This is a genomic window from Streptomyces sp. NPDC031379, assembly GCF_055569615.1.
Genome location: NZ_JBVIIT010000001.1, coordinates 69,483 through 91,456 on the forward strand (window position 1 = coordinate 69,483; position 21,974 = coordinate 91,456).

Here is a 21,974-nt window from a genome sequence, read left to right on the forward strand (position 1 = left end):
AGAGTGGGGCAAGGTGGAGGCATGGCATCGCTGAACGTCGGCAATCTCGGTGAGTACCTGCGCGAACAGCGGCGGAACGCCCAGCTGTCGCTACGGCAGCTCGCCGACGCCGCCGGGGTGTCCAATCCGTACCTGAGCCAGATCGAGCGCGGGCTGCGCAAGCCCAGCGCGGAGGTGCTCCAGCAGGTCGCCAAGGCCCTGCGCATCTCCGCCGAGACGCTGTACGTCCGCGCCGGAATCCTCGACGCCGAGCGGGACCGGGACGAGGTGGAGACGCGCGCCGTCATCCTCGCCGATCCCTCGCTGAACGAGCGGCAGAAGCAGGTGCTGCTCCAGATCTACGAGTCCTTCCGCAAGGAGAACGGATTCGGGATCGGCGAACCCGCCGCGGGCGAGGACGACGAGGACGGCGCGGGGCTCGCGGACGAGGGCACCGGCGGCACCGCCGTGCGCGGCACCCGCACGGCCGACGAAGGCGATGCCGGTCCGCGGCGGACGGCCGGATAGCCGGACCAGGGCGCCGGCCGCCCCACCGCGGACCACACCAACCTCAGCCGAACGCGAATCCGGGAGGACCATCACCATGGCCATCACCGACGACCTGCGCAAGACCCTCAGCGACCCGACCCCGCTCTACTTCGCGGCCGGCACCGCCGACCTCGCCCTCCAGCAGGCCAAGAAGGTGCCCGGCCTGGTCGACCAACTGCGCGCCGAGGCCCCGGCCCGCATCGAGGCCGTGCGCAACACCGACCCGAAGGCCGTGCAGGAGAAGGCGGCGGCCCGGGCCAAGGAGGCGCAGGAGACCCTGCAGACCAAGGTCAACGAGTTCCTCGGCACCCTCGACGTCGACCTGAAGAAGCTCGGTGAGAGCGCCCAGGACCTCGCCCTGCGCGGTGTCGGCGTCGCCGCCGAGTACGCCGTCAAGGCCCGCGAGACCTACGAGAGGGTCGCCGAGCACGGCGAGCAGACCGTGAAGACCTGGCGCGGCGAGGCCGCCGAGGAGATCGAGGACCTGGCCATCGCCGTCGAGGGCAAGCCCGAGCCGGCCGCCGCCGAGCCGAAGCCGGCCGGCGCCAAGACCGAGCCCGCCGCGGAGAAGAAGCCCGCGGCGAAGAAGGCTCCGGCCCCCCGCAAGAGCACCATCACCGCCAAGAAGACGACCCCGCCGGCCAAGTGACCACGACCGGCGGAACGCACACGGGCCGGGCACCTTCGGGGTGTCCGGCCCGTTGTATGGGTACGGTGGCTGTACCGACGACTCGACTCAGGTGGTGGGCATTGTGCTGATGACGGCATTCGGCGGCTTCATGTGGCTGATCTTCACCGCCATGCTGGCCATGGCCGTGGTGGCCTTCGTGATGGCCGCCCTGTTCCGCGAGGACGCGTACCGCGCCGCCGACAAGCAGAACAAGGGCTTCTGGCTGATCATCCTGGGTGTCGTCGTCGCGGTGAACCTGTTCGTCCCGATGCTGTTCCTGCAGCTGGCGGGCCTGGTGGCCACGATCGTCTTCTTCGTGGACGTCCGCCCGGCGCTCCAGCAGGTCTCCGGTGGCCGCGGCCGCGGCCGCGGCTGGGGCCGCCGCCGCGGCGGAAGCAGCAGCGACGGTCCCTACGGTCCGTACAACGGCGGCCGCTGAAGCACCCCGATCAGCCGGTCCGGTCCAGCAGCACCACCGCGACGTCGTCGGTCAGCTCACCGCCGTTGAGGTCGCGGACCTCGTGCACCGCGGCCCGCAGCAGGTTCTCTCCCCGCAGCCCCTCGGAGAGCTGGCGGCGGATCATCTCCACCATGCCGTCCTGGCCGAGCCGCTCCCCGCCCGCACCGACGCGGCCCTCGATCAGGCCGTCGGTGTAGAGCATCAGGCTCCACTCGGAGCCCAGCTCCACCTGCATGCGCGGCCAGCGGGCGCCGGGCAGCAGGCCGAGGGCGGGGCCGTTGTTGTCGTACGGCAGCAGGCGGGCGGGCCGGCCGGGGCGGGCGATCAGCGGCGACGGATGGCCGGCCAGACACAGGCCCGCGCGGCGGCCGTCGGGGGCTATGTCCACCGTGCACAGCGTCGCGAAGATCTCCTCGTCGGCGCGCTCGTGCTCCAGCACCTCCTGCAGCGTGCCCAGCAGCTCGTCCCCGCACAGTCCGGCCAGGGTCAGTGCCCGCCAGGCGATGCGCAGCTCCACGCCGAGCGCGGCTTCGTCCGGGCCGTGGCCGCAGACGTCACCGATCATGGCGTGCACGGTGCCGTCCGGGGTGCGGACGGCGTCGTAGAAGTCGCCGCCGAGCAGGGCCCGGGAGCGGCCGGGGCGGTAGCGCGCGGCGAACCGCAGCGAGGAGCCCTCCAGCAGCGGCGTGGGCAGCAGGCCGCGCTCCAGGCGACGGTTCTCCTGCGCGCGCAGCCTGCCCTCGGCGAGCCGGCGCTCGGCGGTGTCGGACCGCTTGCGCTCCACCGCGTACCGGATGGCGCGGCTGAGCAGGCGGCTGTCCAGCTCGTCCCGGAGGAGGTAGTCCTGGGCGCCCACGCGCACGGCCTCGGCGCCGCGCTCGGCGTCGGCGGACGCGGTCAGTGCGAGCACGGCGTGCCGGGGCGCGAGCTGCAGCACATGCTTGAGCACGGCCAGCTCGTCGTCCGCGTCGCTGCCTCCCGGGGCCGGGAGCGCGAGGTCCAGCAGGATGCAGTGGACGTCGTCGGTGAGCAGCCGCTCGGCCTCGGTGAGGTTGCGGGCGGTGCGGACGCGGATGGGCTTGCCGGCGGGGTCCTGCAGGTCGGGCACGATCGGCGAGCCGGCCGGGTCGTCCTCGATCAGCAGCAGGGTGAGAGTGGCGCCGGTGCCGCTCGTGGGCGTGGCGTCGCGGTGGGCCTCTTCCTTGAGGGGGCCGCCGCCGACTGCGGAGGCGGCCTGCGCCTGACCACTCTCCACGGCCGGGATCGCTCTCTGCCGCGGTACGGGTACGGGCATCGTCTTGGTTCCTTCCCTCCCCCCGAGGGCACGGCGGCGTCGAGGGGTCTCGACCCACCGACGGGTGACCATAGCGGCTAGGCCCGCCCCGATGGAATGGTGTGAGCCGCGTCGCTCCCGTACAGGCCGCTGTCATATGCCGCTTTCCGTACCGCAGTTGGACAGGACGGGGGCCGAAGGGGGATGACGAAGCTCACGTCCTGACCCGGTTTGGGCGGCGATGGCCCGTGCGGTGGGTCACATGACGTACGTCACCGGGGACATGACCGCATGACAGGGCCCGCTCCGGGCCTTCCGCCGGGGCTCACGGCGTGCCTTCCGCCAGGGCTCACGGCGTGCCTCACGCGTCGGGGCGCACGACGCCCAGGATCGGCATCGAGCCGGCGCCCGCGACCGTCACCGTCCGCCCGGGGCGCGGGGCGTGGACGATCGCGCCGTCGCCCAGGTACATCGCGACGTGGCTGGCGTCGTGGAAGTAGATGATGAGGTCGCCGGGGCGCATGTCCTCGACGGCCACGTGCTTGAGCTGCTTCCACTGCTCCTGCGAGGTGCGCGGGACGGGGTGGCCGGCCGTCGCCCAGGCCTGGGAGGTCAGGCCCGAGCAGTCGAAGGAGTCGGGCCCCTCGGCGCCCCACACGTACGGCTTGCCGAGCTGGGCGGTGGCGAACCGCACGGCCTTCTTGCCCTGCGCGGAGGCCTTGCCGTCGACGTTCTTGAGGACGCCGGTGTCCAGCCAGGCGGTCTGGGCCTTGCGGGCGGCCTCCTCCTCCAGCTCGGCGAGCCGCTCCTTCTCCTTCTTCTCCAGCCGGGACTCGAGCTTCTTGGCGGCGGCGATCTGCTGCTCGATCTTCTTCTTGGCGGCGGCCTTGGCCTTGCGGCCCGCCTCCAGCTTCTTCCACTGGGCGGAGGCGTCGTCGGCGTACTGCTGCAAATCGCGCTGGGTGCGGGTCATTTCGCCGAGCAGCTTCTTCGCCGCCTGCTGTCCCTGCAGCACCAGACCGGCCCCGTCCAGGACCTTCCCCGGGTCGTCGCTGAGCAGGAACTGGGCGGTGGGCGGCAGCCCGCCGGTGCGGTACTGGGCCCGGGCGGACGCGCCCGCCTGGTTCTTGAGCTTCTTCAGCTTCTCCCGGCCCTCGACGATCTTCTTCGCCAGCTCGACGATCTCGGCGGACTGCTTCTTCGCCTTCTCCTCGGCCGCGTTGTAGGCGTCGGTGGCGACGGCCGCGTCGTGGTAGAGCGTGTCGAGCTTCTCGCGGACCTCTTCAAGGTCCTTGCTCGGCGGGGGAGTCGGGGTGGCCGGGGAGCGGCTCGACGTCGGGCCGGGGGTGGGAGCGGGGGCCGCGAACGCCGTACCGGGCGCCGCGAGCACGGTCGCCGCGCAGACCACGGTCAGGGCGGCCGTGAGCAGGCCGCGCTTGCCCGTACCCATACCTCGTCCCCCAAACTGATTTACTGTCAGTAACTTACGGTGCCTGAGGGATCGTGCCACGGTGACGCGCAAAGTGACAGAGGCCGGCGGACGTCGGATTTCCCCCGGTGACCGACGAGTACGACGATCTCCCCGACGGTGTGACGAACGACGCACGGGGTTCGTTCCGTTCCGGTGTCCCCCGGAAGGGTGATGTCAGGTGCGGGGCGCCAACGCGCTCCACGCCACCGTCACTTCGCCCTGGCGCCAGCGTGTCACGGAGTCCGTCACCGGCCAGTCGGCGGCGAGGTCCCGGACCGTGCGGATCCAGCGCTGGCGTGCGCCGTAGGAGGCGTAGGGCGCGGCGGCGGCCCAGGCGCGGTCGAAGTCGCGGAGGAAGGCGTGCACGGGCTCGCCGGGCACGTTGCGGTGGATCAGCGCCTTCGGCAGGCGTTCGGCGAGGTCGGAGGGGCGCTCCAGGGAGCCCAGCCGGGTGGCGAAGGTGACGGTGCGCGGGCCTTCCGGTCCGAGCGCCACCCATACGTGACGCCGTCCGATCTCGTCGCACGTCCCCTCGACCAGCAGTCCGCCGCGCGAGGCGCCGTCCGCCGGGGCGAGCCGTGCGCACAGCCGCTCCCAGACGGCGGCGACCTCGGCCTCGTCGTACTGCCGCAGCACGTTGGCGGCCCGGATGAGCAGCGGGCGGCCGGGGACCGGGATCTCGAAGCCGCCGTGCCGGAAGGCGAGCCCGTCGCGCTCGTACGGCCTGGCCGCCGCCACCCGTTCCGGTTCGATCTCGACGCCGACCACGCTTGCGCGGGGCGCTGCCGCCCGGAGCCGGGTCAGCAGCTCCACGGCGGTCCAGGGCGCGGCGCCGTAGCCCAGGTCGACGGCCACCGGGTGGCCCGCGCGCCGCAGCTCGGGCCCGTGCGTGGCCGCGATCCACCGGTCCATGCGGCGCAGCCGGTTCGGGTTGGTCGTCCCGCGCGTCACCGTTCCCACGATGGGGGTCCCCCCGCTCGAGCGAAGCCGAGGGTGGGGGAGGGTCGCTGCGCGCGCTGTCATGCCTACGAGGGTAAGGGGGAGCCGCGGCGGTGCGGTCACGTCGGGGCGCCCCGTCCGGCACCACTCACGTTCGAACGGTTGATCGACACAAGGTAATGGTTGAGTAAAGCCGCTTGATCGGGAAATGGCCGGGCACCCGTCCGCTGTTGGACCCCCTTGGAGGGCACGGTCGACCCTCTGCCCGGCATGCCCGCAGCAAGGAGGACGCCACGTGAGCCAGTACGTCAGCAGGCTCGGGCGACGCTCCCCGTCGGCAGCGCCCCGGCTGCGGCTGCACCGAAGGCCCCGCCGGATCGCCATGCTCTCCGTGCACACCTCCCCGCTGCACCAGCCCGGCACCGGCGACGCCGGCGGCATGAACGTCTACATCGTGGAGCTGGCCCAGCGGCTCGCCGCGATCAACATCGAGGTCGAGATCTTCACCCGGGCCACGGCGGGCGGTCTCGCCCCCACGGTCGAGCTGGCCCCCGGCGTCCTCGTCCGGCACGTCGACGCGGGCCCCTACGAGGGCCTGGCCAAGGAGGACCTCCCGGCCCAGCTGTGCGCCTTCACCCACGGCGTGATGCAGGCCTGGGCCGGCCACCGCCCCGGCCACTACGACCTCGTCCACTCCCACTACTGGCTCTCCGGCCACGTCGGCTGGCTCGCCGCCCAGCGCTGGGGCGTCCCGCTGGTGCACGCCATGCACACCATGGCCAAGGTCAAGAACGCCAACCTGGCCGACGGCGACACGCCCGAGCCCGCCGCCCGCGTCATCGGCGAGACCCAGATCGTCGCCGCCTCCGACCGGCTCATCGCCAACACCGCCGAGGAGGCCGACGAACTCGTCCGGCACTACGCGGCCGACGCCGCCAAGGTCGCCGTCGTCCACCCCGGGGTGAACCTGGACCGCTTCCGCCCCGCCGACGGCCGCGCCGCCGCCCGCGCCCGCCTCGGTCTCCCGCAGGACGCCCTGATCCCGCTGTTCGCGGGCCGCATACAGCCCCTGAAGGCTCCGGACGTCCTGCTGCGCGCGGTGGCCGTGCTGCTCGACGAGCGCCCCGAGCTGCGCTCGCGCATCCTCGTCCCCGTCGTCGGCGGCCCCAGCGGCAGCGGGCTCGCCAAACCGGAGGGGCTGCAGAAGCTCGCCGCCCGGCTCGGCATCGCGGACGTCGTACGGTTCTGCCCGCCGGTCGGCCAGGAGCGGCTCGCGGACTGGTTCCGGGCCGCGTCCGTCCTCGTCATGCCGTCCTACAGCGAGTCCTTCGGCCTGGTCGCCATAGAGGCGCAGGCGGCCGGCACCCCGGTGCTCGCCGCCTCCGTCGGCGGTCTGCCGGTGGCCGTCCGCGACGGCGGCACCGGCTTCCTCGTGCGCGGCCACCAGCCCGCCGACTACGCGCGCGTGCTGCGCCGTTTCGCCGACGAGCCGTCCCTGTCGGCGAGCATGGGGCAGGCCGCCGCCCGGCACGCCCAGTCCTTCGGCTGGGACACGGCGGCCGCCGCCACCGCCGACGTCTACGCGGCCGCGACCCAGTCCCACCGCCGTCGCGTACGCTCCCACCATGGGTGATGTCGAGAAGGCCGGGCAGGTCCTGGAGGCCGTCCTGGGGGACGCCGAACTGGAGTGGGAGAGCCCGGAGCCCGGAAGCTACGTGGTCCGGCTCCCGGGCAGCCGCAAGCTCTCCACGACGGTCTCCTTCCTCGTCGGCCGCCACTCCCTCTCCCTCAACGCCTTCGTCGTCCGCCACCCCGACGAGAACGAGGCCGGCGTGCACCGCTGGCTCCTGGAGCGCAACCTCAAGCTGTACGGCGTGAGTTACGCCGTCGACCGCCTCGGCGACATCTACGTCACCGCCCGCCTCGCGCTCGACTCCGTCACTCCGGACGAGATCGACCGCCTGCTCGGCCAGGTCCTGGAAGCGGCCGACGGTGCCTTCAACACCCTTCTGGAACTGGGCTTCGCCTCCTCGATCCGCAAGGAGTACGCCTGGCGCGTGTCGCGCGGCGAGTCCACGCGGAACCTGGACGCGTTCAAGCACCTGATCGAGCGCCCGGCTGAGCGCCCGGCCGACTGACCCTCTTTTCTTTCGTGCGACCCCTTTCCCGCCCGGCGGGCGCGATGGCATGCTCACCGCCAACGCATTCCTGAACGACGTTCATATCCATGAATATGAAGGGGCGGGTGGACATGAGCAACGCGCACCTCACCAGACGGACCCTGCTCGCGGGAGCGACGGCGGTGGCCCTGGGCGCCGCGACCGGCACCGCCCGGGCCGCCGAAGTCCCCACGCTCTGGGAGGAGTTCCGGAGCGCCCCGTTCACCCACCCGCAGATCCCCTACGTCGGCCGGTCCGGCTACCGCGGCGGCGCCACCCGCTTCCCCCGCCGCCGCGTCGTCGCCGACGTCACCGACTTCGGCGCCGTGCCCGACGGCAGCACCGACTGCGCCCCCGCGATCAACCGTGCCATCGCCGCCGCCGGAAGGGCCGGCGGTGGCACGGTCACCCTCCCGCCCGGCACCTTCCGCATCGACGACGTCATCCGCGTCGGCGACTCGAACGTCGTCCTGCGCGGCGCCGGCAGCGGCCGTACGACCCTGTACGCGACGAAGAACCTCACCGAGCTGATCGGCGCCTACGGCTCCCGCTACGGCGGAGACAAGTCCTCCTGGTCCTGGGCGGGCGGCCTCATCTGGCTCGCCCCGACGGCTCGTTGGGACTCCCTGGTCGAAGCCGTCAGAACCCGTGCCTGGCCCTTCGAGGGCTGGACCGGCAACAGGCGCGACGAGTGGACGACCCTCACCACCGTCGCACCGGCCCGCCAGGGCGAGCGGACGATCACCGTCGCCGACCCCACCCGCCTGCACCCCGGCCGGCTCGTCCTTCTCCGCCTCGCCGACGACCCCGCCCACACCCTCCTGCAGCACATGGCGGGAGGCGGCCCCGGGCCGGCGGCGTACACCTGGGACGACAAGACGAAACTGACGTCCTACGTCCCCTACGAGTGGCCCGTCCGCATCACCCGCGTCCACGGCCCCCGCGTCACCCTCGAACGCCCCCTCCCGCTGGACGTACGCCCGGAGTGGGACCCGCGACTGACCACGCACGTCACGGAGTTGACGGGTTCCGGTGTCGAGGGCCTGACCCTGGAGGCGGTGCAGACCCCGCAGTCGCCCCACCTCCTCGACAAGGGCTACAACGGGGTCGTCCTCCAGTGCGCCTACGACTGCTGGGTGGACGACGTCACGGTCCGCCACGTCGACAACGGCTTCGGCCTGGTCGCCGCCTCCGCCTGCACCCTGCGCCGCACCCGGGTCGCCGGCCGTGGCTCGCACCACCCGTACTTCTGCCGCGAGGGCTCCCACGACAACCTGATCGAGGACTTCACGATCGAGGAACGCACGGTCCCCGCACCCTCCGGCACCCAACTGCACGGCATCAACGTCGAGGGCCTGTCCTCCTACAACGTCTGGTCGCGCGGCGACATGCGGATGGGCACCTTCGACAGCCACCGGGGGCTGCCCTTCGCCAACGTCCGCACCGACATCACCGTGAACAACAACGGCCGCCACGGCGGAGACGCCAACGCCGGGCCGCTCTTCGGCGCCCGCTTCGCCCACTGGAACATCCGGGTCACCAACGGCCGCGCGGGCCTGATGAAGATCGACGGCCTGGCACCGTACTCGGTGACGGCCGGCCTCAACACGGTCACGGAGTTCGACCAGATCGACGTCCCCGACTTCAGCGGCGACCTGCACTCCCGGCTGGAGCTGTACGGCACCACGGGCGCCGTCCGCCCGCGCAACCTGTACGAGGCTCAGCGCGCGCTGCGGTAGCGGCCCGGCGTGACCCCGACCAGCTTCTTGAAGTGCCGGGTGAGATGGGCCTGGTCGTAGAACCCGGCCACCGCGGCCACCTCACCCGGCGCCAGCCCGTCCAGCAGCAGCCGCCGGGCCCTGCCGACCCGGCGGGACATCAGGTACTGGTGCGGGGCGATGCCGTACGCGCCGCTGAACGCCCGCACCAGATGGGCCGGATGGGCGTGCAGCAGCCGCGCGGCCTCCTCCAGCGAGACCCCCTCGACCAGCCGGGCGTCCAGCAGCTCCCGCAGCCGGCGGGCGAGGACCGGATCCCGGCGCGTTCCCGGCGTCTCCCGCCGGTGCCGCAGATGGTCCCGCAGCCGCTCCCCGACCAGGGTCAGCCTGCTCTCCGCCTCCAGCTCGTCGCCGGGCCGGACGAGCGCGGAGTGCAGCTGACCCACGCGCCGCCGCAGCACCGGGTCCCGCAGATCGGGGCCGTCCACGGCCGCTCCGATCAGTTCCTCGCCCAGGCGGCTGCTGTCCAGGTACACCACCCGCTTGCGGAAACCGTCCGGGGTGGCCGGGGAGCCGTTGTGCGGAACATGCGGCGGCAGCAGCGAGACGGTGTCGTCCGGGGTGCCGTGCTCGTGCCGGTCCAGGTCGTACCGAACGGCCCCGTCGTCCACGATGAGCAGCGTCCAGGCGTCATGGACGTGCATCGGATAGGCGTACTCGGTGAAGCGGGCGTGGAAGACCTCGGTGACGCCCGGGACGCGGGGACGCCACGCGGTGACTTCCTGCCGGGCGGCCATGCAAAGAACGTACAAGACCAGGCCGTACGGCGAACGGCAGTCTCATTCCATGAGCGCTGAACCCATCCGTTTCGACACGAAGATCGCCGTACTGCTGCGCGAGGACCTGGAGCCCTGGCAGCGCCTCAACGTCACCGCGTTCCTGGTCAGTGGCCTGGGCGCGACGGTCCCCGAGGTGATCGGAGAGCCGTACGAGGACGCCGACGGCGTGGCCTACCTGCCGATGTTCCGGCAGCCGGTGCTGGTCTTCGAGGGCACGAAGGAGACCCTGAAGGCGGCCCACGACAGGGCGCTGAACCGTGCCCTGCCGCGGGCGGTGTTCACGGCCGACCTGTTCTCGACGGGCAACGACCGCGACAACCGCGCGGCCGTCCGTGCGGTCCCGACCGCCGAGCTGGACGTGGTCGGACTGGCGGTGTACGGCCCGCGCAACGGGGTGGACAAGGTGCTGAAGGGGGCACGGATGCACCCGTGAACGGGCGCGTCGCCGCACCCCGGGCGCACCCGTGAAGCGCCTTCTCGCCCGCTCAGCCGAACATGCCGGGCACGTAGTCGCCGGCGGGCTGCTGGACGATGACGTTCGCGCGGTTGTACGCGTTGATCAGGGCGATCATCGCGATCAGGGCGGCGAGCTGCTCCTCGTCGTAGTGCTTGACCGCGTTCGCCCAGGCCTCGTCCGTGACCCCGCCGGCCGCGTCGGCGATCCGGGTGCCCTGCTCGGCCAGCTCCAGCGCGGCCCGCTCGGCCTCGGTGAACACCGTGGCCTCCCGCCACGTCGCGACCAGGTGCAGACGGGTGGCACTCTCGCCGGCCGCGGCGGCGTCCTTCGTGTGCATGTCGGTGCAGAACGCGCACCCGTTGATCTGGCTGGCGCGGATCTTCACCAGCTCCAGCGTGGCGGCCGGCAGCGTGGAGTCCGCGATCACCTTGCCCGCCGCGTTGAAGTGCTTGAAGAGCTTGCCGGTGAGGGGGTTGGTGTGAAGGTTCAGCCGAGCGTCCATGGCCTGCTCCCGTGTTGTTGCCGGTGGTGCTTGCACCTCTGTGACGGGGCGGCCCGCCGGGATGTGACATGACGGGATGTGACGCCCGTCACTGCCCTCGCGGGGGCGGTGACGGGCGTGTCTCTCAGGCTTTCCCTCAGGCCGTCTCTCAGGCCGTCTCTCAGGCCGTGGAGACCTCGGGCTCGGCGTCCGTCTTCGGGGCGGCCGTGGCCGGGCGCTCCGGCGGCAGGCGCCGCATCAGCACCGCGTACCCGACCCCGGCCACCGTGCCCACCGCGGCGCACATCGCCCACAGCCACTCCGCGCCGAACCGGTCGATGACCGCGCCCGACATGAGGGGCGCGACCAGCGCGGCGACGGACCACGACAGCGTGTACATGCCCTGGTAGCGCCCGCGCCCGTGGGCCGGCGACAGCTGGACGACGAGGCCGGTCTGGGTCGGTGCGTTGACGATCTCGGCCAGGGTCCACACGCACACGGTGAGCATGAAGACGCCGACCGACCCGGCGAAGGCGGTGAGACCGAAGCCGTACCCGGCGAGGACCGAGGAGGCGACCAGCAGCGTGCGCGGGTCGCGGTGCTCGATGAACCGGGTCACGGGGATCTGCAGGGCCACGATCAGGATGCCGTTGACGGCGACGGCCAGGCCGTAGTCGGCGGGGGAGAAACCGGCCCGGCCCATCGCCACCGGCAGGCCCACGGACCCCTGCTGGAAGATCAGGGCGACCAGGAAGGACAGCCCGACGACCGCCATGTACCGGCCGTCCCGGAGTACGGTCGCGAGGCTGACGTCGCCCTGCGCGTCCTTGGCGCCCACGGCCGCCGGCCGGGACTCGGGCACCTTGAGGAAGACGACGAGCGCACAGGCCAGGGTCATCCCGGCCTCGATCAGGAACCCGGCGAGGTAACTGAACTCGGCGATGAACCCGGCGGCCGTGGAGGAGACGGCGAACCCGAGGTTGATGGCCCAGTAGTTCAGCGAGAAGGCGCGCACCCGGTCCTCGGGCCGGACGATGTCGGCCATCATCGCCTGCACGGCCGGCCGGGAGGCGTTGGAGGCCATGCCGACGAGGAAGGCGACCCCGGCGATGGTGACCGGGTCCGTCATGAAGCCGAGCAGCGCCACGGAGGCGGCGGTGGCGGTCTGGGCGATCAGCAGGGTCGGCCGCCGTCCCAGCCGGTCGGCCATCACCCCGCCGCCCAGCGAGGAGACGACCCCGCCGAGGCCGTGCAGGGAGGCGACGAGGCCCGCGTACGAGGCCGAGTACCCGCGGTCGAGGGTGAGATAGAGGGCCATGAAGGTGGCCACGAACGCGCCGAGCCGGTTGACCAGGGTGCTGGTCCACAGCCACCAGAACTCGCGGGGAAGCCCGGAGACGGATTCCCGGGCGGCGCGTCTCAGAGTGGCTGGTGACATTCGGAAGTCCCCCACGGTTGCATGCGGTTGTAAGCGGCTCAGGCGGTCGCCACAACTTACAAACCAGGTTGGTGGAAGCGCCACTCAATTAGCGGGAACCGTCAATCGTCACTCGGTGCGAGGGGGTCTCCCCGACTCGCACGCGGGCCCGCACGGCAGCCGGTCCACCGCCGGACGTGGCGGAGGGGGCGCCGCGTGTCCACGGCCTGAACGCGGACCGCACCCCCCAGACCGCTTAGGTAGGCTCGAGGCCATGGCCGACGCACCGTACAAGCTGATCCTCCTCCGCCACGGCGAGAGCGAGTGGAACGCGAAGAACCTGTTCACCGGCTGGGTGGACGTCAACCTGAACGAGAAGGGCGAGAAGGAGGCAGTCCGCGGTGGCGAGCTTCTGAAGGACGCCGATCTCCTCCCCGACGTGGTCCACACGTCCCTCCAGAAGCGTGCGATCCGCACGGCCCAGCTGGCCCTCGAGGCCGCGGACCGCCACTGGATCCCCGTCCACCGCAGCTGGCGCCTGAACGAGCGCCACTACGGCGCCCTGCAGGGCAAGGACAAGGCGGCGACGCTGGCCGAGTTCGGCGAGGAGCAGTTCATGCTCTGGCGCCGCTCCTACGACACCCCGCCGCCCCCGCTGTCCGACGACTCCGAGTTCTCCCAGGCGCACGACGCCCGCTACGCGACGATCCCGCCGGAGCTGCGCCCGCGCACGGAGTGCCTCAAGGACGTCGTCCTGCGCATGCTCCCCTACTGGTACGACGCCATCGTCCCCGACCTCCTGACCGGCCGCACGGTCCTGGTCGCGGCCCACGGCAACAGCCTGCGCGCCCTCGTCAAGCACCTCGACGGCATCTCCGACGCCGACATCGCGGGCCTGAACATCCCGACGGGCATCCCGCTGTACTACGAACTCGACGCCGACTTCAAGCCGGTCACCCCCGGCGGCAAGTACCTCGACCCGGACGCGGCCGCGGCGGCGATCGAGGCGGTCAAGAACCAGGGCAAGAAGAAGTAAGCCCGAACGATTAAGCCCCTCACCTGCGATTTCGCTGCGGGTGAGGGGCTTTTTGGGGACCTGGGGCCGTCTGTGGGCCGTCAGGTGCTAGGTCGGGCCGTCAGGCGCGGCGACGCCAGCGGCGGATGCGGATGTCGAGGACGATCAGCAGGGCCGTGGGGATGGCGATCTCGGCGGGGGCGTTGGCCCAGAGAGCGAGTGCGCCACCGCCAGTGCCGATGAGCGCGATCGGTAGGTCGCGAGGGCGGATGTCGACTGTGACACCCGAGCGTGGGAACATGAAGCCCTCCATCTGTGTTCGGTTCACTTGCCAAGGTGATGTCTGAGGACGCGGCAATGGAGACGAATGCCGCCCCTGCATGGGCGGCATTCGCATGCCGTCGAAACTTTCCCATGAATGTCGCCGGTCACACAAACGTGCAGCTAATGCCGCGTTGTTCACGCGCGTGGACGGATTGTGTGCGAGGGGCGGCTCAAGATTCCGATTCCCCCAGCATTTCTTGGAGTTCCCCGAAGCGCCCCGTGTGATGCAAACACACCCTGTGCGCGGCGAACGCACCCCGTGTGGGCCGAACACACCCCATGTGATGCTGGGGTTTCCCAAGGTGGCTCGCATGTTGCCGAGGTTGCTCCGAAGCTCCCCGAGGTCCCTCATCGGCCCTCTCTGAATTGTATTGGATTGCCTTAAATTCCATTCCTTTGAGATGTCTATATTCTCTCGGAAGGGGGTGCTGGATTTACTCGCTCGCATTCTGGATTATTGGTGAGAATTTGCCGGTGAATTGATTTTTTGTAGGCGATTGCGATGGCCTTACGAGTGCGTTCCTGGCTGGACGGCATGAGGTGGGCGTACACGCGAAGCGTCAGGCCAGGGTCCGAGTGGCCGAGGTACTCGGCGAGGGCCTTGATGTTCTCTCCGGCGTCGAGGAGCACCGAGGCGTAGAGGTGCCGGAGCGCATGCATGCCGTTCTCGCGGGACTCGGCGTACGACTCACCCGGCTTCCGCTCAGGGATCACCCCCGCCGAGGCTAGTCCCCGCTTCCACACCTCCTCGTTGAGGGACGTAGCTTGAGCTGCTGGACCACATGGAGCGTGTCCGACGCGAAGTCGATCGCGTCGACGGCCACACCGAGGAACTGCCGAAGGCCGTCTATGTCACGTGGTGCGTGGCGTTGTCGCCACGCCATCGAGGCTTGAATGGTCAGGGCAAGATCGCCCATGCATCCGCCACGGGGTCGAACGTTACGCAGCCCTGCCTCAGCGTGACCCGGCTTTCGCAGATCTCGATTCTGCACCAGGGCAGGCCGTGCCCCTCCCATGCCGGATCTACGGGGGAAGCACGGGGAATGGCGGCGCCCCCTGAGGGTAGAACACACGAACGGCCCCGACCGATAGACCTGGTCAGGGGCCGTTCACCTGGCGGTGGGGGGATTTGAACCCACGGTGACTCGCGCCACGACGGTTTTCAAGACCGTGTACGGATCGACGCTCCCAAAGCGTCGAGTGCGCCCACGGCCGCGTGGATATGAGCCGGGCCGCGACGCAACCGTTCTCCCGCGCACCACCAGAACAGTCGCTCCAGCGCATCCTCCCTTGGATGCATGCCCAGGCCATGCTCGGGGCACAGGGGCCACGCCTGCCACAGAAGCTCCATGACAGTCTCCTGCGCGGCGTCGGCGACGCTCGCCAGTGCAGAGGCAAGGCTGTCCTGTGACTTCGGGTCCAGGTGATTGCCGTGCCACTCCCCGTTGGCCATGGCGACGTAGACGTTCTCTGGCTCATCCGCATCGTAGGCCGGAAGGGCCAACAGTTGCAGGGGTTCCAGCTGGGGAAGCGTCACCGCCAGGTCCCGGTTCAGAAGGGCGAGAGCCTGGTCCCACACCAGGTACTCGCCCGGCGAGACGCGGCGAGGCTCAGGGGGGTCGAAAAGAGCGCACATGAGTACCATCCTCCGCCACACCAGGGACAGCCCCAATCGCTCAACAGCGTGGTCCCCTGTAAAACACCGCCGAGACGATTGACCTCGGCAGCGTTCGCCCAAATCAGCAACCAGACGGGGTCTGAGCGCGCGAGAAGGCGGAGTCCGGCACACGCCGGCCCGACACACGTGCACACCTTGGTCATCAGGCTTCTCCAGCGTGCCCCTCCCGTGCCCGAACCGGCGGGCCCAGGCGGGGACCATCGGGGAACTGCGGTCGCGACGCGACGGAGCAGCAGTTCGCCGTCTTGCCAGATCAGACCGCATCCGCATACGCGATCTTCCAAACTGGTGCCCCAAGATCCGGGCAGCGCGCTTGACTGGGTCATTGAGACTCCGCCGACCTCACGCAATCGTAGTGGCGTGGCCACGCTCTGTAACGCTGATGCCCCGGACCTCGCCGTATTGAGCAGAAGCGGGAAACGGAAAAGGTGCAAAGTGGCAGATATATTCTTTGTAGTGCTCTTATTACTGTTCCTCGTTGCACTCGACAGGAAAAATGAGGGCAAACCGCGCTTTTTTTACATCTGCCTCACCTTCCTGACGCTCTATCTGGGTTTTGCCGTCCTCAATACGATCGTTAACTAGGGCCTACGAGACCTCAGCGACCTCCCCGCCCATAGTTCGCATCGAGGAGGCGTGGCATGGGCCCAGGGCCGTGCCACTGTCGTGCCAGAGTGGGCGGGGACTCACGGGGACTTGGGGTTCGCCGGAGTGAGTCCCGCCAGCACCCGCCCTAGGTGGGTAATCCGCTGGTCACGCCTGTGATCGCCTAACCTCGCTCCTAAAGCGGTGGGGCTGTTCGTCCGCCTGACCCGCACCAAACAGGCCGCCGATGAGGCGGCTACCCCTGGACGGGAAGATCAGGATGGGTGGCCAGAAAGATCATGTAGGCGATCGCTGCTGCCGCCCCCAAGAGCGACAACACGCCACCCACTGCTGCTCGCGCCCTGTTCGCTCGCCCCGTCTTTGATGCTCGGTACTCGACAAAGGCCCGCACCAGGCCAACGAGCGCCAGAGGCAGCGCGACGAAGCTGACCAGTATCCAGAACGGACAGCAGAACCAGCACGCCAAGGAAGCTCCGCCGAACCAAACCGCAAGCTCTGCCTTCTCTTGCGTCTCGTCCGGTGTGCCGACAGAAATCATGGGCCGATCCAAGCAGAGCTCTTCCTGCAGTACAGCAGCGAGGTACAGCAACCGTCGCGACCCGAGTCGACCGTCAGCAGCCGCATGCGACCGTGTGACCAGCCGAGTAGACCTCAGTGACCGTCGTGCCCATAGTTCGCATCGAGAGGCACACCGTGGCACCCCCGCTCGGGCCGTCTCTGGGCCGTGCGGGGGTGCACAACGGCGACCAACGCTGCACGAACAGCGGCGGTCGAGGCCGGACGCCAGGGGGTGAGCGGCCGAGGCGCACGGGCGGTTGGCCCACGTTGGCGGACCCCCGTGATCGACCTGATAAGGATGCGGGCCGACGCCTGTGCGCGGCTGTGCCTCCTCCCTCTCCGATGGAGCGGGAACTCACGGTTATCAACAGGGATCACACACGGCGAAGGCCCCTGATCCAGTTACCGGTCAGGGGCCTTCAACCTGCGCGGGCAGTGTGGGACTGCCTGCTCGTCGGTGGCCGAGCGACGGCCTCCGTACGAGGTGACCAGGGCGTCGGCGACGGCCGCCGCGTCCGCGTCGGCTACGTCCGCCGGGTACTCCGGCAGCAGGTCGTCCCAGACCGGCAGCCACGACCCATACAGCTGGGCCTGCCCCTCGGGCCGGGCGAAGAACCAGATGTGCAGGTGTGCGGCCCCGTCCCCGATCCGGTAGACGTGGGCTCGGGAGATATGCGGTAGGGCCTGCACATGGCGGACGATGTGAGTCGTGAGCACCCCCAGTTCGGCGGCCAACTCGTCGGGCAGATCCGCCATGTCGTAGTGGTCGCGGGAGTACAGCATCAGCACCAGGGGCACGCCGACGCCCGTGACCCGGGCCAGTCGCCAGCGCTCGTCGAACCAGATGCCTTCGTCTCGGGCGCGGCACACGTCGCAGTTCGCCGGGTCCTCGCCGTGCCGTTCCGGCTCGGGCAGAACGGGTGGTCGCAGCGGTGCGACGCGAAGTCCGTCAGGCTCGAACGGGCTTATGTCCCAGCTGGTCATCCGTGCCAGCGGAAGCCGAAGCTCTCCATCCGCGGCCGCACGTGCGTGGTCGTAGAACTCATCAGGTCGCAAGGCCATGATCGGAGACTAACCCGGCCCATGGCCGGCCCGTGGAGGGCGCCGAGGGATCTGGTGGCCCGTACCGAGTGCCACGCCCCACGGTCCGATTTCGGTTCCCCGGGTTTCGAAACCCCCAGGTCAGTGGCGTGAAGCGGTGGGTCCGGTCTGGATCTGTGCCGACGGCCACAGCGAACCGGACACACATAGGCGCATACTGAGCCATGACAAAGCCTGCTGCGCCGAAGCGTCATCTGCCTACCAGCCCCTTCAAGGCCCCGGTCACACCGGCTCCCAAGCACTTCGCCGTGGGCGATCAGGTCACGCACGACATGTACGGCCTCGGCCGCGTGATCGGCATCGAGGACGGAGTCGCGGCGCTCGTGGATTTCGGCTCGGCGCAGATGCGGATCTTGAGCCCGTACGCCAAGATGACCAAGCTGTAGGACCGCTGTGCCCGGTCACGGCACACCAGGCCCCTTGAGGGGCCTGTAACGAAAGAGAGTCCTCTCATCGATCTGACGTCGCTGTTCTCCGCCCCGGAAGGGCAACCCAGCCGCTCCACCGCAGCATCGCCGCCTCCGGCGACCAACCCCTTCCAGGCCCCTGACTTCGGGGAAGACGAGACCTTGCCGCTCGAGGACGCACAGGAGCCCGCCTCGGGCATACGTGCGGCGCGGCACAAGGCGGCTTAGCTCCGTCACGTAGGTGAACGCCCCCCAAAAAAAGAGCCCCCGACCCGCGAGTTCCTCGCGAGGCGGGGGCTTTTCGGTGGTGGAGTCGGCCCGCGTCGTCACGGCGGCGCGGTTATTTCGGGTCGGCGTCGAACTTCGAGGTCGACCAGAGATAGCCGAGGACCGCAAGTCCCAGGCACCAGGCGACGGCGAGCCATCCGTTGTGGCCGATCCCGGTGCCGAGCAGGAGGCCGCGCAGGGTCTCGATGGCCGGGGTGAACGGCTGGTACTCGGCGATCGGCTGGAACCAGCCCGGCATCGCGTCGAGGGGGACGAAGGTGCTGGACAGGAGCGGCAGCAGGATCAGGGGGAGTGCGTTGTTGCTGGCGGCCTCGGCGTTCGGGCTGATCAGACCCATGCCGACCGCGATCCAGGTGAGCGCCATGGCGAAGAGCACGAGCAGTCCGAAGGCCGCGAGCCACTCCAGGGCGGTGGCATCGGTGGAGCGGAAGCCGATGGCCACGGCGACGGCGCCGACGAGGACCACGCTGATGATCGACTGCAGCACGCTGCCGACGACGTGCCCGATGAGCACCGAGCCGCGGTGGATCGCCATCGTGCGGAAGCGGGCGATGATGCCCTCGGTCATGTCGTTGGAGACGGAGACCGCGGTGCCGATCGTGGTGCTGCCGATGGTCATCAGAAGCAGGCCCGGGACGAGATAGGCGATGTACTCGGAGCGGTCCGGACCGCCGCCGCCGATGCCGGCGCTCATGGTGTCGCCGAAGACGTAGACGAAGAGCAGCAGCAGCATGACCGGCGTGAGCAGCAGGTTCAGGGTGAGGGACGGGTAGCGCCGGGCGTGCAGGAGGTTGCGGCGCAGCATCGTGGCGGAGTCGCGCAGGGCGAGGGAGAGCCCGGTCGGGCGGGCGGGGGCCAGGGGGGTGCTCATCGGACGGTCTCCTTGGGCTGGTCGGGGTTGTTGGCGCTGCCGGTGGTGCCGGTGGTGCCGGTCAGGGCGAAGAAGACGTCGTCGAGGTCGGGGGTGTGCACGGTGAGTTCGTCGGCCTCGATGCCGGCGTGGTCCAGTCGGTCGAGGAGGGAGCGCAGTGCGCGCTGGCTGCCGTCGCTGGGGACCTGCAGTGCGAGGGTTTCGTCGTCCCGGGAGGCCTCGTGCAGGGCGGTGGCGGCCCTGTGGTGGGCGGCCGGGTCGGTGAAGCGGAGCCGGACGTGTCCGCCGGGCACGATCCGCTTGAGTTCCTCGGCGGTGCCCTCGGCGGCGATCCTGCCGTCGTCGAGCACGGCGATGCGGTCGGCGAGTTCGTCGGCCTCCTCCAGGTACTGGGTGGTGAGGAAGACGGTGACGCCGCCCGTGACCAGTTCGCGGATGATCTGCCACATGTTGTGCCGGGAGCGCGGGTCGAGGCCCGTGGTCGGCTCGTCGAGGAAGATGATCCGCGGGTCGCCGACCAGGGTCATGGCGATGTCGAGGCGGCGCTTCATGCCGCCGGAGTAGGTGGAGGCGGGCTTCCTCGCCGCCTCGACCAGGTCGAACCGCTCCAGGAGTTCGGCGGTCACCCGCCGTCCCTCGGCACGGGAGAGGTGGTGCAGGTCCGCCATGAGGAGCATGTTCTCCTCACCGGTGATCAGGCCGTCCACGGCGGAGAACTGCCCGGTGACACCGATCGCCGCGCGCACGGCCTGCGGATCGGTGGCGAGGTCGTGGCCGCCGACGCGGATCCCGCCGGAGCCGGCGTCGGCGCTGATCAGGGTGGAGAGGATCTTGACGGCGGTGGTCTTGCCGGCACCGTTCGGGCCGAGCAGGGAGAAGATCGTGCCCGTGGGTACGTGCAGGTCGACGCCGTCGAGTACGACCTTGTCGCCGTAGGACTTGCGCAGCCCGCTCGCCGCGATGGCCAGGTCGGTCATGAGAGGTGCCCCCCTTTTTCGTCGGCTGCGGATTACACGCTGCGGGCGTTGATGTCGCCGTAGGCGGTGGTGGCGTGGATGGTCAGGCCGGCGGCGGTGCCGTCGGTGTTCTCGAGTGCGTTGCTGATGCGGCCGTAGGCGGTGCCGGCGTCGAGGGAGGCGGAGACTCCGCGGGCGGCGCCGACCGAGATCTCGCCGTGTTCGGTGCGCAGGGTCACGGTGCCGCGCACGGCCTCGGTGACGCGGATGTCGCCCTTCTGGGTGCTGATCTGCGCAGGGCCGCCCAGGCGGCCGATCCCGATGTCGCCGGCCTGGAGGGTGAGGCGGGCGCTGTCGGCCTCGTCGAGCTTGACCGTGGCCTGGGCGCCTTCGAAGGTGACGTCGCCGAGGCGTCCGACGCCGCGGAGTTCGGCGAGGGCCGCCTTCGCCTCGACACGGGAGCCGGCGGGCAGCTGGACGGTCACCTCGACGGAACCGGAGTTGCCGAGGATCCGGTTCTTCGCCTGCGGGGCCGCGATCCGCAGGACGCCGTCGCCGTACGCGACCTCGATCTGCTCCGCCGCCTTCACGTCACGGCTCTTCGAGGCGTTCGCCGGCCGGACCTCGACCCTGGTGTCGGCCCGGTCGGCGGCGATCAGCTGGATGCGTCCGGCGGGGATGTCGAGGACGGCGGTCACCGCGGCGGGGGTGTCGAACTTCTGCATCGTGGGCTCCTTGTTCGCTCCGGTGTTTCTGACATCGCAAACGCTACGTTGCGTTCATGGAGTCGGCAACGTGTTTGTTGCGTCTAATCCTTATCAGTGCAGGTGGGAGTGCTTAAATCGTTGCAACAGGTTGCGATTTAACGCAACGAGGCGCCCTCCTTGCGTTGCAATCGCCTGAGCATGAACGCTATGCTGGAGACGCCACGGAGATACGAAGGAGACCGCGATGCCGGGAGGCAGACTCACCCAGCAGGAACGTCAGCAGATCGCGCTGGGACTGGCCGACGGCCTCGCCTACGCGGAGATCGCCAGGCGCCTCGACCGCCCGACCTCGACCATCACGCGCGAGGTCATGCGCAACGGCGGCCCCACCGCCTACCGCCCCGACCTCGCCCACCGCGCCACCGAACGCCGCGCCCAGCGGCGCAGGCAGACCGCCCCCCAGGACCGCAAGACGCTCCCGCAGGCCCACGGGCGTGATGCGGAGGCCGTCAGCGAGTACGAGGAGACGCTCACCACCGTCCTCATGCAATCGGGCACGCCCAAGATGATGGCCCGCGTGCTGGCCTGCCTCTTCACCAGCGACACGGGCAGCCTCACCGCGTCCGAACTCGTCCAGCGCCTCCAGGTCAGCCCGGCGTCCATCTCCAAGGCGGTCGCGTTCCTGGAGGAGCAGGGCCTCGTCCGCCGGGAACGCGACGAACGCCGCCGCGAGCGCTACGTCGTCGACGCCGACGTCTGGTACCAGTCGATGATCGCCAGCGCCCGTGGCACCGCCCAACTCGCCGAGACCGCACGGCAGGGCGTCGGCGTCCTCGGCCCCCAGACCCCCGCCGCCACCCGCCTGGAGAACATCGCCCGCTTCCTCGACTTCGTCTCCGAGAGCATCACCCGCGCCGCGGACCAGGCCCGCGACGTCCTCTACACGAAACCCGGGACCACCCCGGACGGCACCGCCGAGCCGGGTCCGGACCGCTGACCAGCGGCATCACCGGCCGTGATCCGCCGGTGGGACATCAGCGCGGCGGCATGC

23 protein-coding genes and 1 pseudogene are annotated in these 21,974 nt (G+C 70.2%); 10 read left to right on the forward strand and 14 right to left on the reverse strand.

Annotated features, from left to right (window positions below; translation table 11 throughout):
• Positions 1 to 21: 21 nt before the first annotated feature.
• The 3 genes from ACZ5CW_RS00375 to ACZ5CW_RS00385 all read left to right on the forward strand — a co-directional run bounded on the left by ACZ5CW_RS00375 (position 22) and on the right by ACZ5CW_RS00385 (position 1,637).
• A complete protein-coding gene (locus ACZ5CW_RS00375; protein ID WP_468597003.1) occupies positions 22 to 507 on the forward strand; it encodes a helix-turn-helix domain-containing protein in 486 nt (161 codons plus the stop codon).
• A 76-nt stretch (positions 508 to 583) separates the two neighbouring features.
• The gene (locus ACZ5CW_RS00380) at positions 584 to 1,177 is read left to right on the forward strand and encodes a hypothetical protein (protein WP_468597004.1); all 594 of its coding nucleotides are present in this window, start codon (positions 584 to 586) and stop codon (positions 1,175 to 1,177) included.
• A gap of 103 nt (positions 1,178 to 1,280) precedes the next feature.
• Positions 1,281 to 1,637 carry a DUF2516 family protein gene (locus tag ACZ5CW_RS00385; protein WP_468597726.1) on the forward strand — a complete coding sequence of 119 codons (357 nt, stop codon included), beginning with the start codon at positions 1,281 to 1,283 and terminating at the stop codon, positions 1,635 to 1,637.
• A 10-nt stretch (positions 1,638 to 1,647) separates the two neighbouring features.
• Here the strand turns inward: ACZ5CW_RS00385 and ACZ5CW_RS00390 are convergent, their stop codons facing one another.
• From ACZ5CW_RS00390 to ACZ5CW_RS00400, 3 genes are all read right to left on the reverse strand, one after another.
• Complete coding sequence (locus ACZ5CW_RS00390) at positions 1,648 to 2,952, reverse strand: PP2C family protein-serine/threonine phosphatase (RefSeq protein WP_468597006.1); 1,305 nt, start codon at positions 2,950 to 2,952, stop codon at positions 1,648 to 1,650.
• Between the two features lie 340 nt (positions 2,953 to 3,292).
• Entirely contained in the window at positions 3,293 to 4,381 is a 1,089-nt protein-coding gene (locus ACZ5CW_RS00395; RefSeq protein WP_468597007.1) for a C40 family peptidase, read from the reverse strand.
• 195 nt (positions 4,382 to 4,576) lie between these two features.
• Entirely contained in the window at positions 4,577 to 5,362 is a 786-nt protein-coding gene (locus tag ACZ5CW_RS00400) for a class I SAM-dependent methyltransferase (RefSeq protein ID WP_468597009.1), read from the reverse strand.
• 274 nt (positions 5,363 to 5,636) lie between these two features.
• On the opposite strand from ACZ5CW_RS00400, the gene mshA reads away from it, so the two are divergent.
• From mshA to ACZ5CW_RS00415, 3 genes are all read left to right on the forward strand, one after another.
• A complete protein-coding gene (gene mshA / locus ACZ5CW_RS00405) occupies positions 5,637 to 6,974 on the forward strand; it encodes a D-inositol-3-phosphate glycosyltransferase (protein ID WP_468597010.1) in 1,338 nt (445 codons plus the stop codon).
• Positions 6,967 to 7,479 carry a type III secretion system chaperone family protein gene (locus tag ACZ5CW_RS00410; protein ID WP_468597012.1) on the forward strand — a complete coding sequence of 171 codons (513 nt, stop codon included), beginning with the start codon at positions 6,967 to 6,969 and terminating at the stop codon, positions 7,477 to 7,479. The genes mshA and ACZ5CW_RS00410 overlap by 8 nt, the downstream gene beginning before the upstream one ends.
• Before the next feature lie 113 nt (positions 7,480 to 7,592).
• Positions 7,593 to 9,239, forward strand: coding sequence for a glycosyl hydrolase family 28-related protein (locus tag ACZ5CW_RS00415; RefSeq protein ID WP_468597014.1), 1,647 nt, complete (start codon positions 7,593 to 7,595; stop codon positions 9,237 to 9,239).
• On the opposite strand, the gene ACZ5CW_RS00420 is transcribed toward ACZ5CW_RS00415, so the two are convergent.
• Positions 9,221 to 10,015 (reverse strand): helix-turn-helix transcriptional regulator, encoded by a 795-nt coding sequence (locus ACZ5CW_RS00420; protein ID WP_468597015.1) that lies wholly within the window; start codon positions 10,013 to 10,015, stop codon positions 9,221 to 9,223. The two genes, ACZ5CW_RS00415 and ACZ5CW_RS00420, sit on opposite strands and share 19 nt — an antisense overlap.
• On the opposite strand from ACZ5CW_RS00420, the gene ACZ5CW_RS00425 reads away from it, so the two are divergent.
• Complete coding sequence (locus ACZ5CW_RS00425; RefSeq protein ID WP_468597017.1) at positions 10,014 to 10,490, forward strand: DUF2000 family protein; 477 nt, start codon at positions 10,014 to 10,016, stop codon at positions 10,488 to 10,490. The genes ACZ5CW_RS00420 and ACZ5CW_RS00425 overlap by 2 nt on opposite strands.
• 52 nt (positions 10,491 to 10,542) lie before the next feature.
• On the opposite strand, the gene ACZ5CW_RS00430 is transcribed toward ACZ5CW_RS00425, so the two are convergent.
• Entirely contained in the window at positions 10,543 to 11,016 is a 474-nt protein-coding gene (locus ACZ5CW_RS00430; RefSeq protein WP_468597018.1) for a carboxymuconolactone decarboxylase family protein, read from the reverse strand.
• A gap of 160 nt (positions 11,017 to 11,176) precedes the next feature.
• Positions 11,177 to 12,433: an MDR family MFS transporter gene (locus tag ACZ5CW_RS00435; protein ID WP_468597019.1), complete on the reverse strand. Its 1,257-nt coding sequence runs from the start codon at positions 12,431 to 12,433 to the stop codon at positions 11,177 to 11,179.
• A gap of 253 nt (positions 12,434 to 12,686) precedes the next feature.
• Between ACZ5CW_RS00435 and ACZ5CW_RS00440 the strand changes: the two genes are divergently transcribed.
• Positions 12,687 to 13,448, forward strand: coding sequence for a phosphoglyceromutase (locus ACZ5CW_RS00440; protein ID WP_468597020.1), 762 nt, complete (start codon positions 12,687 to 12,689; stop codon positions 13,446 to 13,448).
• A 100-nt stretch (positions 13,449 to 13,548) separates the two neighbouring features.
• On the opposite strand, the gene ACZ5CW_RS00445 is transcribed toward ACZ5CW_RS00440, so the two are convergent.
• The 5 genes and pseudogenes from ACZ5CW_RS00445 to ACZ5CW_RS00465 all read right to left on the reverse strand — a co-directional run bounded on the left by ACZ5CW_RS00445 (position 13,549) and on the right by ACZ5CW_RS00465 (position 17,577).
• Positions 13,549 to 13,728, reverse strand: coding sequence for a hypothetical protein (locus ACZ5CW_RS00445; protein WP_468597022.1), 180 nt, complete (start codon positions 13,726 to 13,728; stop codon positions 13,549 to 13,551).
• 428 nt (positions 13,729 to 14,156) lie between these two features.
• Positions 14,157 to 14,516 (reverse strand): annotated as a pseudogene (locus tag ACZ5CW_RS00450) (tyrosine-type recombinase/integrase); the annotation flags it as partial.
• A gap of 397 nt (positions 14,517 to 14,913) precedes the next feature.
• A complete protein-coding gene (locus ACZ5CW_RS00455; RefSeq protein ID WP_468597023.1) occupies positions 14,914 to 15,387 on the reverse strand; it encodes a hypothetical protein in 474 nt (157 codons plus the stop codon).
• 883 nt (positions 15,388 to 16,270) lie between these two features.
• Positions 16,271 to 16,573: a hypothetical protein gene (locus ACZ5CW_RS00460; RefSeq protein WP_468597025.1), complete on the reverse strand. Its 303-nt coding sequence runs from the start codon at positions 16,571 to 16,573 to the stop codon at positions 16,271 to 16,273.
• Between the two features lie 422 nt (positions 16,574 to 16,995).
• Positions 16,996 to 17,577: a hypothetical protein gene (locus tag ACZ5CW_RS00465; protein ID WP_468597026.1), complete on the reverse strand. Its 582-nt coding sequence runs from the start codon at positions 17,575 to 17,577 to the stop codon at positions 16,996 to 16,998.
• Positions 17,578 to 17,858: 281 nt separating this feature from the next.
• On the opposite strand from ACZ5CW_RS00465, the gene ACZ5CW_RS00470 reads away from it, so the two are divergent.
• Positions 17,859 to 18,080: a hypothetical protein gene (locus tag ACZ5CW_RS00470; RefSeq protein WP_468597028.1), complete on the forward strand. Its 222-nt coding sequence runs from the start codon at positions 17,859 to 17,861 to the stop codon at positions 18,078 to 18,080.
• A gap of 361 nt (positions 18,081 to 18,441) precedes the next feature.
• Here ACZ5CW_RS00470 and ACZ5CW_RS00475 read toward each other — a convergent pair whose 3' ends face one another.
• The 3 genes from ACZ5CW_RS00475 to ACZ5CW_RS00485 are packed head-to-tail and all read right to left on the reverse strand — an operon-like array spanning position 18,442 to position 20,941.
• A complete protein-coding gene (locus ACZ5CW_RS00475; protein ID WP_468597029.1) occupies positions 18,442 to 19,260 on the reverse strand; it encodes an ABC transporter permease in 819 nt (272 codons plus the stop codon).
• Complete coding sequence (locus ACZ5CW_RS00480) at positions 19,257 to 20,237, reverse strand: ATP-binding cassette domain-containing protein (protein ID WP_468597030.1); 981 nt, start codon at positions 20,235 to 20,237, stop codon at positions 19,257 to 19,259. Before ACZ5CW_RS00480 ends, ACZ5CW_RS00475 begins: the two co-directional genes overlap by 4 nt.
• 32 nt (positions 20,238 to 20,269) lie before the next feature.
• Positions 20,270 to 20,941: a DUF4097 family beta strand repeat-containing protein gene (locus ACZ5CW_RS00485; RefSeq protein ID WP_468597032.1), complete on the reverse strand. Its 672-nt coding sequence runs from the start codon at positions 20,939 to 20,941 to the stop codon at positions 20,270 to 20,272.
• A gap of 226 nt (positions 20,942 to 21,167) precedes the next feature.
• Here ACZ5CW_RS00485 and ACZ5CW_RS00490 point away from each other — a divergent pair, with 226 nt between their 5' ends.
• Positions 21,168 to 21,920, forward strand: a complete 753-nt coding sequence (locus ACZ5CW_RS00490) for a GbsR/MarR family transcriptional regulator (protein ID WP_468597033.1) — start codon at positions 21,168 to 21,170, stop codon at positions 21,918 to 21,920.
• The last annotated feature ends 54 nt before the right edge of the window (positions 21,921 to 21,974 follow it).